Below are 13,961 nucleotides of genomic sequence, written 5' to 3' on the forward strand. Positions count from 1 at the left end.
CCGCGCCGTGGCTTCCCTCGGCACGCTCCGGCGCGCGCTCTCGCACCGCAACGCGCGCATCTTCTTCGGCGCGTCGCTGACCGCCTGGACGGGCCTTTGGATGCACCGCATCGCGGTGTCCTGGCTCGCCTGGGAACTGACGGAAAGCGCCTTCTGGGTCGGCGTCGTCGCCTTCTGCGACCTGGCACCCGCGGTCATCTTCAGCCCGCTGGCCGGTGCCGTGGCGGATCGCGCGGACCGGCTGCGCATGACCATGCTGAGCCAGGCGGCGATCGGCCTGAACGCCGCGGTGATCGCACTGCTGGTCGCGAGCGGCTCGATGACCATCGGCGTGCTGCTGGTGCTGGAAGTGGCCGGCGGCATCGCCGCGTCCTTCGCCCAGCCGGCGCGGCAATCCCTGATGCCGGGCCTGGTGCCGCGCGCCGACCTGCCGGCCGCCGTGGCGCTCAATTCGCTGACCTTCAACGTGGCGCGCTTCATCGGCCCGGCGCTGGCCGCGCCGCTGATCGCCGTGGCCGGCGTCTGGCCGGCGGTCGCGGTCAATGCGCTGGCCTATGCGGTCGCCACCGCGACGACGCCGATGCTGCGTGTCGAGGAATCCCAGCGCCGCGGCCATGCCGCGACGGCCTCCCTGTTCGGGGAGATGGTCGACGGCGTGCGCTACGCGGCGCGCCATCCGGGCCTGGGGCCGATCCTCGCCTTCTCGGCGGTGGGCGCCGTGCTGCTGCGCGGGGTGCAGGAGATCCTGCCGCCCTATGTGGAGCGCATCTTCGGCCTGGGCCCCGGCGCGCTCGCGGGGCTGACGGCCGCGTTCGGCGTCGGCGCGCTCTGCGCGGGGCTGGTGGTCGCGGCGCGGGGCAAGCTCGCGGGCACGACGCGGCTGGCGGTGCTCGGCGTCGGCGCGCTCGGCGTCGCGACGGCGGGCTTCGCGGCGACGGGGTCCTTCGCCATCGGCCTGGTCTGCGCCGTGCTGATGGGCGCGGCCGGATCCGTCCATGGCATCAGCGTGCAGACGCTGGCGCAGAGCGCCTCCGACCCGTCCATGCGCGGTCGGGTGCTGAGCCTGTGGGGCCTGATCACCCGCGCCTGCCCTGCCCTCGGCGCGCTGCTGCTCGGCGGCGCGGGGGAGGTGTTCGGGTTGCGCTGGCCGACCCTGGTCGCCGTCGCCCTGTCGCTGCTGGTCGTCGCCTGGGGCCTCGCGCGGCTGCCGCGGATGGCCGCGGCGCTGGAGGCCCCGCCGGCGGGACGCTGATTGGCCCGGCAGATCCGCGCGGGCCCGCGCCGCAGGGCCGCGGGCGGGACCGGCGCGCCGCCGCGATCAGATCACGCCCGGGGCGCCCATGTTCATCGGGCGGGGGCGGAACTCGGTCCCACGCGTGTCGCCCGGACGGAAGCGATAGACCGGGCCTTCCCACCCGCCGAAGTCGATCGGCGAGGTCTGCGCAAAGCCGATCCGCGTCCAGAAGGTCTCGGCACCCCGCGTGTAGCGCTGGACATCCCGCCCGGCGATGACCTCCGCGCCCGTCCAGGCGGCGAGCTCGGCGCAGAAGCGCTGCCCGTCCCCGCGCGTCATGCGGTTTCCCGGGCCAACGGCCGCCGTGGCGCAGGCGAAGATGACGATCTGCCCCACCAGGCCACGCCAGCGATGGGTCAGCGACACGTTGCGCAGATCGAGGTTTTCCCCGCAGAGCACGAGGCCGAAGCCGCCATGCGGGACGTTGGTCGAGAGGCCCCGCGCCATGTCCGCCGGGATCTCGATGCCGTGGCAGAACACGTGCAGCACGTCGAGCCTGCGCATCGTCGCATTCGCGTGCACCATCCCGATGGCCTCGCGCAGCGGCGTCCCGCCGTCCACGACGAAGGTGTAGTCGTAGCCGCGCGGGGTCCGGCCTTCGAGGCGGCTGTCGTGCAGGATCATGGATGTCATGCGAGGATGGTCCATCGATGGCGTCGGCGTGCATTCAAGACGGCGCCGGCGCCGCGGACAATGAAACGGTTCCGTCACTGGAACATCGAAGGGCTTGATTGATGCTTGAAGCTGCCATCGTGGGCATGGGCCGCTGGGGCCAGACGCTTGTGGACAGCGTGCAGGGCAGCAACGAGGCGGGCATCCGCTTCGTCGCCGGCTGCACCGGGCGGCCGGAGCGTGCCGCCGAATGGGCCGCGCGGCAGGGCGTGCGGATCCTGCCCGATTTCGAGGCGGTGCTGGCCGACCCGGCGGTGAAGGCGGTCGCCATCGCCTCCCCGCACGGGATGCACGCCGCGCAGGTCGTCGCCGCCGCGCGCGCGGGCAAGCACGTGTTCGTGGAGAAGCCCTTCACACTGACCAAGGCATCGGCGGAACAGGCGGTCGCCGCCTGCCGCGCCGCGGGCGTGGTCATGGCGCTCGGCCACAACCGCCGCTTCCTGCCCGCCGTGGCCGAGATGAAGGCGATGCTCGCCGATGGCCGGCTGGGGTCGCTGCTGCATGTGGAAGGGCAGTTCAGCGGCCCCGGCGCGCTGTCCTACAAGCCCGGGATGTGGCGCGCGGACCGCGGCGAGAGCCCGCTCGGCGGCATGGGCGGCATGGGCATCCACATGGTGGACATGTTCATCAACCTGGCCGGGCCGATCGCCGAGGTGACCGTGCAGTCGCACGCCAAGGTCATCGACAACGGCCTGGACGACACCACCGCGGCGCTGATGCGCTTCGAGAACGGCGCGACCGCGACCTTCGCGACGCTCGCCTATGCCCCGCGCTACTGGCGCGTCGCGCTGTTCGGCACCGATGGCGTGGCCGAGCTGCACGGCCATGAGCGGCTCTCCTACACCCCGCGCGAAGGCGAAGGCTGGGTGCGGGATTTTCCCAAGACCGACATCGAACGCGCTGAACTTGCGGCATTCGCGGCCGCGGTCGCCGGCGGGCCCGCCTATCCGCTCCCGGTCGAGCAGGCGATCCATGGCGTCGCGGTCTATGAGGCGATGATCGGCGCGGCGGCCTCGGGCAGCACCTATCGCGTGGCGTGACGCGGCGCACGCCGTAGCCCAAGGCGGTTGTTCCGGCGGCGTCGGGACATGGCTATGCTGGGGGCCTTCGCATGCCGGAGGCCGCCATGCTGCCGCGCCGCGTTGCCTTGCTTGTTCTGCCGGCCTTCGCCGCCGCGCCCCGGCCCGGCGGCGCGACCCAGGTCGACCTGCCGCCCGCGCCGCGCCATTGCGGCGATCCCGGCGGGCGCTTCATCGCCTGCGAGGCGCTGCAATCCGCCCTGCCCCCGGCGCCGCCCCGCTGCCCGCTCTGTGGCGGCCGGCACCGGGCGGGCGACGCGCCGTGAAGCCTTTCGTCGTTCCCCAGCCGGATTCCAAGCAGGATGACGCCATGAACACGACCCGCCGCCTCGCCGCCACCGCCCTGCCCATGCTGCTGATCGCCGGCGCGACGCGCGCGGCCTTCGCCAAGCGGGCCGAACCGCTGGCCGCCGAGGCCTGCGGCCCCGACGCGGACGTGAAGGGCTGCGCCACCGGCAAGGGTGCCGAGGGCGGCTGCCCGCATTGCGCGGCGCTCGCCGGCAAGGACAAGAGCTGAGCGGGACATTCCCGCGCGGGGAATCCTGTTCTAGAAGCGGGCGGCGCCGCGTGGCGCACATCGCGAAGGAGCGGCCGGCATGAGCAAGATCACCCGCCAGGGCACCAACCAGATCCTCTCGACCTCGGTCGAGTACCACAATTTCGTCTACCTCGCGGGCATCACCGCCGACGATCTTTCCAAGGACATCAAGGGCCAGACGGCCGAGGTTCTCGCCAAGATCGACGCGGCGCTCGAGTCCAACGGCACCGACAAGACGCGCATGCTCTCGGCCCAGATCTGGCTGAAGGACATCCGCGACCGCGGCGCGATGAACGAGCTCTGGACCGCCTGGGTCCCGGCCGGCATGGCCCCCGCCCGCGCCTGCGTCGAGGCGAACATGGCCGACCCCCGCCACCTGGTGGAGATCATGATCACCGCCTGCCGCTGAGGGAATCATTTCCTCATCAGCGTTTCAGCGCCCGGGCCCAGAGCCCGGGCGTTGTTGTTTTTAGGCCACCACACTGTGGCCCTGTCCAAAACCTGCCCGATTCCTGGGAAAGCAATCCGCTTCCTCACGGCGCGAGCGCCGGCATTCAGGGAAATCACATCGGATTTCGCCCGGTAACAGGAGTGCGGGTTGTCACATCTCCGGTCCCGTTGATACCCGGTGCTCACTGACGAGGGGTGAACCCGCTCGGCAAGAATCACCAAGGGGGCTTGGGGGCATATGAAGGCAAGAGGCGCGGTGATCGCATTCGCGATCCTGTTCGGCGGCGTTGGCTTCCTGTCCGAGGGCGCGGAAGCCCGTACCTCGGATGCCCGGCAGGCCAACAAACCGCCCCGCGCCGCCGCGGCACCTGCCGCCGCCCGCCCCGCCGCAGCCCCCACCCGCACCGCAGCCCGCGCCACGACGGCCCCGGCCGGCCGGCAGGCGGATGCGACGCGGCGCGGATCCGTCCAGCGCGGCCGCAACGGCGCCGTCGAGACCGTCTCCGTCGGGCGCTCCGGCCGCGCGACCGCCTTCCGGGGCGGCGGCGGTGGCGGCGGCATCTCCTGCGTTCCCTACGCCCGCCAGGCGACCGGCATGGCCATCAGCGGCAATGGCCGCGACTGGTGGTACAACGCCGCCGGCCTCTATGCCCGTGGCAACCGCCCCGAAGTCGGCTCGGTCATGGCCTTCCCGGGTTCAGGCGGCATGCGCGCCGGCCACGTGGCCGTGGTCGAGCAGGTCGTGTCCAACCGCGAGGTCCTGATCCACCACGCCAATTGGGGCGGCCCCGGCATCCGCCGCGGCACGATCATGCGCGGCGTCTCGGTGGTCGATGTCTCGCCGGCCAATGACTGGACCCAGGTCCGCGTCCAGGTCGGCCACAGCAGCGAGAATTACGGCCGGCCCTACCCGGTCTATGGCTTCATCCACAACCGCCCGGACCCGACCGGCGGCACCATGCTCGCCGGCGGCGCGCCGCTGCGCGTCAACGCCGCGCAGGCCGCGAGCCTCGGCCTCGAGGAAGTGGCGCAGGCCTCCGCGCGCCGCCGCTGATCGCCGCGCCAGCACTTGGAAGGGCCGTCCCGGATCGCCGGGGCGGCCCTTTCGCGTTTCAGGCCGCCGCCATCTCCCGGCTGCGATCCCACAGGTTCGGCACCGAGGTGTTGTCGTAGCCGGACACGAAGCGCTTCGTCGCGCCCGTCTCCGGGTCGAAGACGCTGCGCGCGATGGCGCCGATGTTGCCGCCATAGACGTGGATCGAGATGCTCGCCCGGTCGGGCAGCGCATTCTCGACCACATGGATGTCGTAGGTGTTCGCGCTGACGGCGACGACCTCGCCCTCCCGCAGCCGGTCCACCTGGCCGGGCGTCATGGGCGCGCCGGGGCGCATCTCGGTCGAGACCTCCTCCCCCCGCAGCATCCCCACCAGGCCCCAGACCGTGTGGTTGTGCACCGGCGTCTTCTGCCCCGGGCCCCAGACGAAGGAGACGACGCAGAAGCGTTCGAGCGGGTCGCAATGCAGCAGGTACTGCCGGTAGCGCGGGCCGGGGATGGTGCAGTCCTCAGGCAGCCAGTCGTCCTTCGCCACCAGGCGGCGCAGCAGCGCCGCCCCCTCGGTCAGCCAGCGCTGTTCCGTGGCGCCCTCGTCGGCCAGCCGCGTCATGTCCCCGATGAAGTCGCGCAACGGCTTGATGTCGGTCATGGTGGCGATCCCCCGTCCTTCGCCACCATCATGGGCAAGGGCTTTCCACGCGGCAAGGAAACCAGGCGATGCACGAGCACAGGACGGACGGCGCGGAGTTGCTTTTCCTCCCCGAAGGGTCGTCGGTGCCGAACAATCCGCGCCTGCCGGTGCTGCTGCATCGCGGCGCCCTGCCCCCCGGCCAGCCCGAGGCCGCCGAGGCGCTGTTCCGCGGCCATGGCTGGCGCCCGGCCTGGCGCGGCGGCATCCACGCCTGGCACCACTACCATTCCAACGCGCATGAGGCGCTGGCGGTTGCCGAAGGCCATGTCCGCGTTCAGCTGGGCGGCGAGAGCGGCATCGCGCTGGACCTGTCGGCCGGCGACGTGGTGGTGCTGCCCGCCGGGACCGGGCACCGCAACCTCGCCGCCGATGCGGCGCTGCTGGTGGTGGGCGCCTATCCCGAGGGCGCGGCGCCGCCCGACCAGCTACATGGCGCGCCGGAGGAACGGGCACGGGCCGTGCAGGCCATCGCCGCGACACCCGACCCGACGACGGACCCGGTCACTGGACGGCCCTACCCCGCCGGGTGAACGCCCCTCGCGCCGCCACGGCAAGGAAAGCCACGCTGCCGCCGGCCATGGACAGTATGACGATCAGAGGATGCGTCGGGAGGTCGTGGCCCAGGCCTTCGATCCCGTGGAAGACCCCGGCCGCGGTGAGAGGCAGCGCCACCAGCATCGCGAGGTTCCAGGGGCGCGGCGGCGCGGCCAGCGCGAGGAGCACCGGCGCCGGCCCATCAGGCGCGCCCGCCCGGCGCAGCAGCAGCCACACCAGGCCCAGCAGCGCAGCCAGCAGCAGCGGCGCGGCGGGCACGCGCGGCACGACCACGCCGAAAAACACCGCGGCCACAGCCAGCCCGGCCAGGACCACCGAGCCGCGGCGCGGCCGGAACGACGCGGGCCGGCCGAGCCAAACGCAGACATGGCCGAGCAGCAGGCCGCCCGTCGTGACCAGGGCATGCTGCACGAAGGCCGGGTGAGGCATCGCCAAGGGAGGGTCGTTGAAGCGCCACGAGAAGGCCCAGACGCCCCAGAAGACGCCGAGCGCCACCGACCAGCCCAGCGCCGCCCAGGCTCTCGGGGCGCGCAGGGCGAGCCCGATCGCCCACCAGCCCGCCAGCAGGGATACAGGCATGTGCCAGGCCAGCGCCGGCCAGACGATGGTGTAGGGAAACGGCATGGAGGGGTAGCCGAACAGCGTGCCGGCGATCCCGCCCTCGGCAAGCCAGCCGAACAAGGCCCCGGCCAGCACGAGCTCCCGGCCATTGCGCAGCCGGGCGGCCGCCACCGCGGCCAGGACGAGGTAGCCCAGCACCGAGTAGGTCAACCAGGTGACAAGGCGGGAGCCGATGCTGTCCTCGAGCGGGCGCCAATGGGCGAAGAACACGGTCTCGGAGAAGAAGAACAGGACCTGACCGGTGCCCAGGACCAACAGCGCCGTTCGCCACGGCGCTGCAGGCCCGGGAAGTGTCGCCGGGCCCGCCCCGCCGCGGGCCGCCGGCGCTGACGGCGTCACGCCGCGGCGGCGGTCAGCACGATGCGCCCGACGACCTTGCCGTCCTTCAGGCGGTTCAGCGCGGCATCGGCCTGGTTCAGCGGCATGTTGGTAATCGGGATGGCGGGCAGCGCGCCGGACTGGGCGATCGCGACCAACTCCCGCAGTTCCTTCACGTTGCCGACATAGGAGCCCTGGATCGTCAGCGCGCGGATCGGCACCAGCGGCAGCGGTACGGACATCTCGCCGCCGAACAGCCCGACCTGCACCAGCTTGCCGCCCTTGCGCAGCGAGTCGAAGCAGAATCGCGAGGTGTCGGTGCCGTTCACCAGGTCGATGATCGCGGCGACCGGGCCGCCCGCGGCCTCGATGATCTTCTTCGACGTGTCGGGGCCGTCGGCGAGCACGGTCTCGGTCGCGCCCTCGGCCCGCGCCGCGTCCAGCTTGCCCTGCGCCACGTCGACCACGACGATCCGCTTGTGGCCCTTGGCGCGCAGCACGGCGATGGCGTTCAGCCCGAGGCCGCCGGCGCCGACCACCACGACGGGCTCGTCCGCCGGCAGCGGCATCACCTTGTTGATGGCGCTGAACACCGTGATGCCCGAACAGGCATAGGTCGCCGCCAGCGACGGATCGAGGCTGCCCACCGGGACCAGGTGGCGCGGCTCGGGTGCGAGCACATGCGTCGCGTAGCCGCCATTCTGGTAGACGCCGAGGCTGCGCGGCGTGAGGCACATGTTGTCCTCGTCCGAGGTGCAGGCGCGGCACTTGCCGCAGCCGACCCAGGGGAAGACGATCATGTGGTCGCCGACCTTCAGCCCCGCGCCATTGGCCTCCGGCCCCCATTTCAGCACGCGGCCGACGATCTCATGGCCCATGGCGAGCGGCAGCGTCACGCCGCGGTCGGTCAGCCGCATCTTGCCGCGGGAGCCGAGATCGTACTCGCCTTCCCAGATGTGCAGGTCGGAATGGCAGACGCCCGCATGGGTGATCTCGAGCAGCACCTGCTTGCCGGTCGGCTCCGGCGTCGGCAGTTCGAGTTCCTTGAGCGGCTTGCCCGTTTCGACGACGGCCCATGCCCGCATGGCGCTTCCTCCGGTTGCTTTTCGCTGGAAGCATCCGACAGCGCGCGCGGAGGACGGTCAAGACCGCGCCATGCGCGTCAGCTGCGGATCTCGAGCACCGCGACGATGTAGGTGTGGGTCTGCGGGTACTCGGCATAGGGGCGGTCGCCCACATTGCCGAGCGGCGTCTCCTTCCCCCAATTGTACATCACGCCGTCCTCGTTGACGTAGACCCAGTGCCGCAGCCCGGCATAGGTCCCGCCCTTGTCGAGCCTGTTGCCCACGCCGACGACGCAGTTCCGGTAGGGGCGGAGATTCGCCTGGGTCCAGTCCATCCCGCCCGGCCGTTCCACGCAGGTCAGGCCCATCCACTGGATGTAGGCGACGAGCGCGGCCTTGGTCATGCCGATGCCCCAGCCATCCTCGCCGGTCTTCTTCAGGCCCGTCGCCTTCGGCTTCGTCAGTTCGGCGATCTTCAGCTCGCACTCGGTGATCAGCGTATCGATCGTCTTCTTCGCGTGGACGCCGCCGAAGCTCTGCGTGAAGGCGACGATCTCGTCGGCGATCGGCTTGTTGTTCCGGATGAACTTGAGGAAGGCGAGCAGCGACAGGCCAACATTGTATTCGAGTTCGGCCTGGCTGAGCCCTTGCAGCGCGTTGCCGCCGCGCTTGAGCAGCAAGGCGTGGATCACCGAGACGAAGCCGCAGACCCCGCCCCAGAACTCCTGCCCGAAGAGCTGCGTTCCGCCCTGCGCCTGCGTCTGCGACATGCCCGCCTCCTGCCTCGTGAGGGAGGAGGAGCGCGGCTCCCTTCTCCCCGATGCAACCAGCCGGTTCGAAGGCTAGCGATCACGCAACCGCCGCGGCAAGCGTCGCGTGGCGGCGCCCCGCCTCAGCGGGGCGTGGCGCCGCGGAGGAATTCGAGCGCCGCGCGCAATCCCTCCCCTGTGCCGCCGTTCAGCACCGCCGGATGCGCCGGCCCCGGCAGCATCACAAGTCGCCCGTCGCGCGCGGCTTCCGCCATGCGCCGCGCATGGGCGGCCGGCGTGATGCGGTCCGCCTCGCTCGCCACCACCAGCACGGGTGCCGCGATGCGCGGCATCCGCGACAGGCTCTCGAACGGATGGCGCAGCAGCAGGCCGGTGGGCAGGAAGGGATAGGTCTCCCGCGCCAGGTCGGCGACCGAGGTGAAGGGGCTTTCCAGCACGACCGCCGCGATGTCCGACCGCCCTTCGGCCAGCCGCGTGACGACGCCGGTGCCCAGGCTTTCCCCCCACAGCACGGTCGGCGCGCCGGGGAAGCGCTGCCGCGTCCAGGCGAGCATCGCCTGCGCGTCGCGCGCGAAGGCTTCTTCCCCCGGCCGGCCGGGATTGCCGCCATAGCCGCGGTATTCCGCGAGGACAACGCCATGCCCTGCGGTGTTGAGAACGGTTCCGAGGCCGCTGCGGTCCCCCGCATTGCCGCCATTGCCGTGGAAATGCAGCACGACGGGCATTCCCTGGCGTCCCGGCGCGACCAGGAAGCCGAGCTCGAGGCCGTCATCGGTGCGCAGCACCTCCCGCCGCCAGCCCTCGGGCGCGATCAGCGGGCGCGGGTCGGGCAGGAAGATCAGCCGTTCCTGCCCCGCCCAGAGGGCGCCGGTGAGCAGCAGCGGGATCGCGGCGACGATGGCGATGGCGGTGAGCATGCGGCGGTACATGGGGGCGCGCGGCGCGGTCGTCGCCTCATTCGCAGGGCTGGCTGCCGATCGCGGCGCCCGCGAGCGCGCCGACCCCGGCCCCGATCAGCGCCCCGCGCCCGGCATCGGCGCTGGCGGAACCCGCGAGCGCACCGACACCGGCGCCGATCGCAGCCCCGGTCAGCGCCCCGCCGCCCGGATCCTCGCAGAGCGGCCCGGCCGGCAACGCGAGCGGCACGGGCTGGACGACGACGCAGGCCGCGAGCGGCAGCGCGATCAGGGGCAGGAGGCAGCGGCGCATGGCGCGACGTTGCGCGGGCGATGCGGCGGCGATGTGGCGGCCGTGAACGGCGCCTCAGTCGGGGCGGATGTTGTTCTCCCGCACCACCCGGCCCCAGATCTCCATCTGCCGCGCGACGAAGGGCGCGAACACCGCCTCCCCCTGCGGATCGAGGTCGATGCCGAGGCCGATGACCCGCTGGCGCACCTCCGGGATGTCGAGCGTCTTGCGGATGGCCGCCTCCATCCTCTCCTTGATCGGCGCCGGCAGGCCGGCGGGGCCGAGGAAGCCCCAGAAGGCGCGGGCGTCGATCCCCGGGATGCCGGCCTCGGCCAGCGTCGGGATGTCGGGCATGGAGGGCGAGCGCGTCGCCCCGGTCTGTGCCAGCGGAAGGAGCGCGCCGGAATCGATGTGCACGCCGATCGCCGGGCGCGTGGCGATGGGCAGGTCGACCTCCCCGGCCACGGCGGCCGTGGCGAGCGGCCCGCCGCCGCGATAGGGCACGTGCACCAGGCGGAAGCCGCCGGCGCGCTGGGCCAGTTCCATCGTCAGATGCGCGAGCGAGCCGTTGCCGATCGTCCCGTAGGTCACCGTCTCCGGCCGCGCCTTCGCCGCTTCGACCACCTGGGCGAGGCTGCGATAGGGTCGCGTGCGGTGCGCGGTCAGCACCATCGGCGCCGTGCCGAACAGCAGCAGCGACGTCAGGTCGCGCTGCGTGTCGAAGCCGATGCTCGGGATCAGCGCCGGGTTGACCGCATGGGTGTCGAACACGATCAGCCAGGTGTTGCCGTCGGGCGCGGCGCGCGCGACCTGCGCGGTGCCGAGCGCGCCGGACGCGCCGCCGCGGTTCTCGACCACGACCGGCACGCCGAGTTCCTGCGTCAGCCGCGGCTGCAGCAGCCGCGCCATCGCATCGGTCGATCCGCCGGGGGGAAAGGGAACGACGATGCGGATCGGCCCGTTCGGCCAAGCGGACTGCGCGCGCAGCGGAAGCGGCGCGGCAAGAAGCGAGGTTGCGGCCAGCAGGTGGCGGCGCAGGACCATGGGACGTTTCCTCCGGCGGGTTTATCCGCCGGAGGTCGCCCGCCGCGCCCGCGCCGTCAAGGCGCGGACGGGCTCAGCTGCCGCCGCTCCCCCCGCCCAAGGTCAGGGAGGTCAGCGCGGACCGCGCGCTGGGGACGCGCGGCGGGCGCGACAGGCGCTGGATGGTCGCGGCCGGGCCGGCGGTGAAGATGCTGGCGGGCAGCGCGGCCTGCGCGGCGGCGCGGTTGTTGGCGTCGAGCGCCGTCGCTGCCTCGCGCAGGGCACGCGCCACCGCCGTGCCGTCGGCGCTGGCCGGAACCCCCAATTCGCGGCGGGCCTCGTTGCGCGATTGGGCGAGCTGCGTCACCGCGGTGCCGGAGCGGGAGGCGTAGTGCGGGCTCTGCGGGACCTCGATGGCGAGGTCCTCGATCGCCGCGATCGCGCGCGCGGCCTGGGCCGGCTGGTTCGCGCGCGGGCGCGAGAACCAAGCCGAGGCGTCGGCCGCCATGCCGCGGACCGGATCGGTCGTCACGGCCGAAGATGGCGCGACGGCCTGGGGCACGGGGGCCTGGGTACCGGGGGTGGTGCATGCCGCGACGGCGAAGCCCAGCGCGGCGAGAGGCATGAGGCGCATCACGACGTCTCCCTTCCTGGTGTTTCCGTAGGATAGCACGGAAGGAAGACTATCCCGCGGATCCCGCCTGCGACCTTGATTCGCCGCAAGCGGCCGGGACTTTACCCGTAGCCTTCCTGCCGCAGCCGGTCGCCCAGCACCTTCACCTGCACGGCCAGCGCCATCGTCTCCCGGTCGCGCAGGCTGGCGCGCAGCCCCTCGGCTTCGGCCGCCATCTCGGTCAGCAGCCGGTCGAGCCCCGGCGGCGGGGCGGCGCCGGCGGCCAGCCGGTCGGCGATCCGCTCGAGCCCGTCGAGATGCATCTCGATCAGCGGCCGCGCTTCCGCGAGGCGGGCGGGCAGAAGGCTGAGATCCGCCAGCACGCCGTCGAGCGCGAGGAGCACGCCGCCCATCGCCGGCGCCGGCAGCGCCGGGACGCGCGCGGCGAGCAGTTCCAGCCTGTGCCGCGCCTGGCGGAGCGGTTCCGGCAGCGGCGGCGGCGCGGGCGGCGGCGGCGGCGGGACGACTTCCCGGACGCCGGTGTACAGCAGGCTCGTCCCGCCCCAGGCGCCGATGGCGAGCAGCAGCGCCGCGACCGGCCCCGCCCCGGCGCCGAGCAGCGTGACGATCCCCGCCGCGCCGCCCATCGCCACGGCGGCGATCTGCGCATCCCCGCGCCGGCCGCGCCGCATCAGCCAGGTGGCGAGCATCGGCAGCGCGATGCCCGCGACGCAGCCCAGCAGCGCCCATTCGCGCCCGGCGAACAGGTTGAACAGCGTGGCGGGCAGCAGCGGCAGCACCGTGAAGGGCAGCAGCCAGCGCCGCCAGAAGGCGGAGATCATGGCGTCGTCACCGCCATCACCGCGCCGAACAGCGCGAGCAGCCCGGCGATCCACATGGTGCCGCCGAGAAGGAAGAAGCCGATCACCCGCGTGCCGAGCGGCGGCGGGGTGCTGGAGGGCGCGCCTGGCGCGTTGGCGGGATCGTTCACAGGGGGTTAGATCGTCCGGCACAGGCGGCCGATCAAGCCGCATCGGGGAGGAAGGCGGCATGGCGGAACGGATCGCGGTGGTGGGCGCGGGGCTGATCGGGGGCGCCTGGGCGATCGTCTTCGCCCGCGCCGGGCACAGCGTGCGCATCTGGGACCCTGCGCCGGGCGCGGCGGAGGCGGCGCTGGCGACGGTCGCCGCGCGGCTCGGCGATTTCGCCGCCGCCGGTCTCGTCGCGGAGGCGCCGGCGACGATCGCCGCGCGCGTGGCGGCGGCGCCGACGCTCGAGGCCTGCCTCGAAGGCGCGGACCATGTGCAGGAGAACGGGCCGGAGCGCGTCGAGGTGAAGCGCGAGACCTTCGCGCGGCTCGACGCCATCGCGCCGGCGGGCGTGGTGCTCGCCTCCTCGACCTCCGGCATCCCGGCCTCGGCCTTCACCGAGGGGTTGGCGGGACGTGCGCGCTGCCTCGTCGCGCATCCGGTGAACCCCCCTTCCCTCGTCCCGCTCGTCGAGCTGGTCCCGGCGCCCTGGACCGACCCGGCCGTGGTGGCGCGCACCCGCGCGCTGATGGGCGCCGTGGGCCAGGTGCCGGTGACCGCGATGAAGGAGACGAAGGGCTTCGTGCTGAACCGCCTGCAGGCCGCGCTGGTCGCGGAAGCCTTCCGGCTGGTGCGCGACGGGGTGATGAGCGTCGAGGATGTCGATGCCTGCGTGAAGGACGGGCTCGGCCTGCGCTGGTCCTTCATGGGCCCCTTCGAGACGATCGACCTGAACGCGCCCGGCGGCGTGGCGGACTATGCCGCGCGCTTCGGCGGGCTGATGGGCTCTATCACCGAGGAACAGACGCCCTTCCGCTACGACGCGGAGACGGTCGCGAAGGTGGATGGCGCGCGGCGCGCGGTGCTGGAGCGTGACGACATCGCCGGGCGCAGCGCCTGGCGCGACCGGCGGCTGATGGCGCTCGCCGCCTTCCGCAAGGCGCAGGGAGCGTGACGCATATCATCTCCGGCCGGCTGGCCGCGGCGGTATCGGCCAGCGCGG

The 13,961-nt window shown here is 72.8% G+C and carries 19 protein-coding genes; 8 read left to right on the forward strand and 11 right to left on the reverse strand.

Going from position 1 to position 13,961, the window contains the following annotated elements; genetic code table 11:
* Positions 1 to 7: 7 nt before the first annotated feature.
* Complete coding sequence (locus J5Y09_RS03425) at positions 8 to 1,252, forward strand: MFS transporter (protein WP_209350336.1); 1,245 nt, start codon at positions 8 to 10, stop codon at positions 1,250 to 1,252.
* Positions 1,253 to 1,318: 66 nt separating this feature from the next.
* Here the strand turns inward: J5Y09_RS03425 and J5Y09_RS03430 are convergent, their stop codons facing one another.
* Positions 1,319 to 1,927 carry a hypothetical protein gene (locus tag J5Y09_RS03430; RefSeq protein ID WP_209350337.1) on the reverse strand — a complete coding sequence of 203 codons (609 nt, stop codon included), beginning with the start codon at positions 1,925 to 1,927 and terminating at the stop codon, positions 1,319 to 1,321.
* 101 nt (positions 1,928 to 2,028) lie between these two features.
* Between J5Y09_RS03430 and J5Y09_RS03435 the strand changes: the two genes are divergently transcribed.
* The 5 genes from J5Y09_RS03435 to J5Y09_RS03455 all read left to right on the forward strand — a co-directional run bounded on the left by J5Y09_RS03435 (position 2,029) and on the right by J5Y09_RS03455 (position 5,087).
* Positions 2,029 to 3,006 (forward strand): Gfo/Idh/MocA family protein, encoded by a 978-nt coding sequence (locus tag J5Y09_RS03435; protein WP_209350338.1) that lies wholly within the window; start codon positions 2,029 to 2,031, stop codon positions 3,004 to 3,006.
* Positions 3,007 to 3,092: 86 nt separating this feature from the next.
* Entirely contained in the window at positions 3,093 to 3,311 is a 219-nt protein-coding gene (locus J5Y09_RS03440; protein ID WP_209350339.1) for a hypothetical protein, read from the forward strand.
* Positions 3,312 to 3,355: 44 nt separating this feature from the next.
* Positions 3,356 to 3,562, forward strand: coding sequence for a hypothetical protein (locus tag J5Y09_RS03445; RefSeq protein WP_209350340.1), 207 nt, complete (start codon positions 3,356 to 3,358; stop codon positions 3,560 to 3,562).
* A 79-nt stretch (positions 3,563 to 3,641) separates the two neighbouring features.
* Positions 3,642 to 3,992 carry a RidA family protein gene (locus tag J5Y09_RS03450; RefSeq protein WP_198377652.1) on the forward strand — a complete coding sequence of 117 codons (351 nt, stop codon included), beginning with the start codon at positions 3,642 to 3,644 and terminating at the stop codon, positions 3,990 to 3,992.
* A 297-nt stretch (positions 3,993 to 4,289) separates the two neighbouring features.
* On the forward strand, positions 4,290 to 5,087 hold the full coding sequence (locus tag J5Y09_RS03455; RefSeq protein ID WP_342451400.1) for a CHAP domain-containing protein: 798 nt from the start codon (positions 4,290 to 4,292) through the stop codon (positions 5,085 to 5,087).
* Positions 5,088 to 5,145: 58 nt separating this feature from the next.
* On the opposite strand, the gene J5Y09_RS03460 is transcribed toward J5Y09_RS03455, so the two are convergent.
* Entirely contained in the window at positions 5,146 to 5,736 is a 591-nt protein-coding gene (locus tag J5Y09_RS03460; protein WP_209350342.1) for a cysteine dioxygenase family protein, read from the reverse strand.
* A gap of 68 nt (positions 5,737 to 5,804) precedes the next feature.
* On the opposite strand from J5Y09_RS03460, the gene J5Y09_RS03465 reads away from it, so the two are divergent.
* Positions 5,805 to 6,308 (forward strand): cupin domain-containing protein, encoded by a 504-nt coding sequence (locus J5Y09_RS03465; RefSeq protein ID WP_209350343.1) that lies wholly within the window; start codon positions 5,805 to 5,807, stop codon positions 6,306 to 6,308.
* Here J5Y09_RS03465 and J5Y09_RS03470 read toward each other — a convergent pair.
* The 9 genes from J5Y09_RS03470 to J5Y09_RS03510 form a co-directional block, all read right to left on the reverse strand.
* Positions 6,280 to 7,209, reverse strand: a complete 930-nt coding sequence (locus J5Y09_RS03470; protein WP_209350344.1) for a hypothetical protein — start codon at positions 7,207 to 7,209, stop codon at positions 6,280 to 6,282. The two genes, J5Y09_RS03465 and J5Y09_RS03470, sit on opposite strands and share 29 nt — an antisense overlap.
* Positions 7,210 to 7,289: 80 nt before the next feature.
* Positions 7,290 to 8,357, reverse strand: coding sequence for an alcohol dehydrogenase (locus J5Y09_RS03475; RefSeq protein WP_209350345.1), 1,068 nt, complete (start codon positions 8,355 to 8,357; stop codon positions 7,290 to 7,292).
* A 77-nt stretch (positions 8,358 to 8,434) separates the two neighbouring features.
* Positions 8,435 to 9,106 carry a hypothetical protein gene (locus J5Y09_RS03480; protein WP_209350346.1) on the reverse strand — a complete coding sequence of 224 codons (672 nt, stop codon included), beginning with the start codon at positions 9,104 to 9,106 and terminating at the stop codon, positions 8,435 to 8,437.
* A gap of 122 nt (positions 9,107 to 9,228) precedes the next feature.
* Positions 9,229 to 10,023: an alpha/beta hydrolase gene (locus J5Y09_RS03485; protein WP_209350347.1), complete on the reverse strand. Its 795-nt coding sequence runs from the start codon at positions 10,021 to 10,023 to the stop codon at positions 9,229 to 9,231.
* Positions 10,024 to 10,060: 37 nt separating this feature from the next.
* Positions 10,061 to 10,315, reverse strand: a complete 255-nt coding sequence (locus J5Y09_RS03490) for a YMGG-like glycine zipper-containing protein (protein WP_209350348.1) — start codon at positions 10,313 to 10,315, stop codon at positions 10,061 to 10,063.
* A 54-nt stretch (positions 10,316 to 10,369) separates the two neighbouring features.
* The gene (locus J5Y09_RS03495) at positions 10,370 to 11,338 is read right to left on the reverse strand and encodes a tripartite tricarboxylate transporter substrate binding protein (RefSeq protein WP_209350349.1); all 969 of its coding nucleotides are present in this window, start codon (positions 11,336 to 11,338) and stop codon (positions 10,370 to 10,372) included.
* A 73-nt stretch (positions 11,339 to 11,411) separates the two neighbouring features.
* A complete protein-coding gene (locus tag J5Y09_RS03500; protein ID WP_209350350.1) occupies positions 11,412 to 11,951 on the reverse strand; it encodes a hypothetical protein in 540 nt (179 codons plus the stop codon).
* Between the two features lie 101 nt (positions 11,952 to 12,052).
* Positions 12,053 to 12,772 carry a hypothetical protein gene (locus J5Y09_RS03505; protein ID WP_209350351.1) on the reverse strand — a complete coding sequence of 240 codons (720 nt, stop codon included), beginning with the start codon at positions 12,770 to 12,772 and terminating at the stop codon, positions 12,053 to 12,055.
* Positions 12,769 to 12,921 (reverse strand): hypothetical protein, encoded by a 153-nt coding sequence (locus J5Y09_RS03510; protein WP_209350352.1) that lies wholly within the window; start codon positions 12,919 to 12,921, stop codon positions 12,769 to 12,771. Before J5Y09_RS03510 ends, J5Y09_RS03505 begins: the two co-directional genes overlap by 4 nt.
* Positions 12,922 to 12,980: 59 nt before the next feature.
* Here J5Y09_RS03510 and J5Y09_RS03515 point away from each other — a divergent pair, with 59 nt between their 5' ends.
* A complete protein-coding gene (locus J5Y09_RS03515) occupies positions 12,981 to 13,913 on the forward strand; it encodes a 3-hydroxyacyl-CoA dehydrogenase (RefSeq protein ID WP_209350353.1) in 933 nt (310 codons plus the stop codon).
* The last annotated feature ends 48 nt before the right edge of the window (positions 13,914 to 13,961 follow it).

It is taken from the genome of Roseomonas nitratireducens (assembly GCF_017813355.1).
Taxonomy (GTDB): Bacteria; Pseudomonadota; Alphaproteobacteria; order Acetobacterales; family Acetobacteraceae; genus Neoroseomonas; species Neoroseomonas nitratireducens.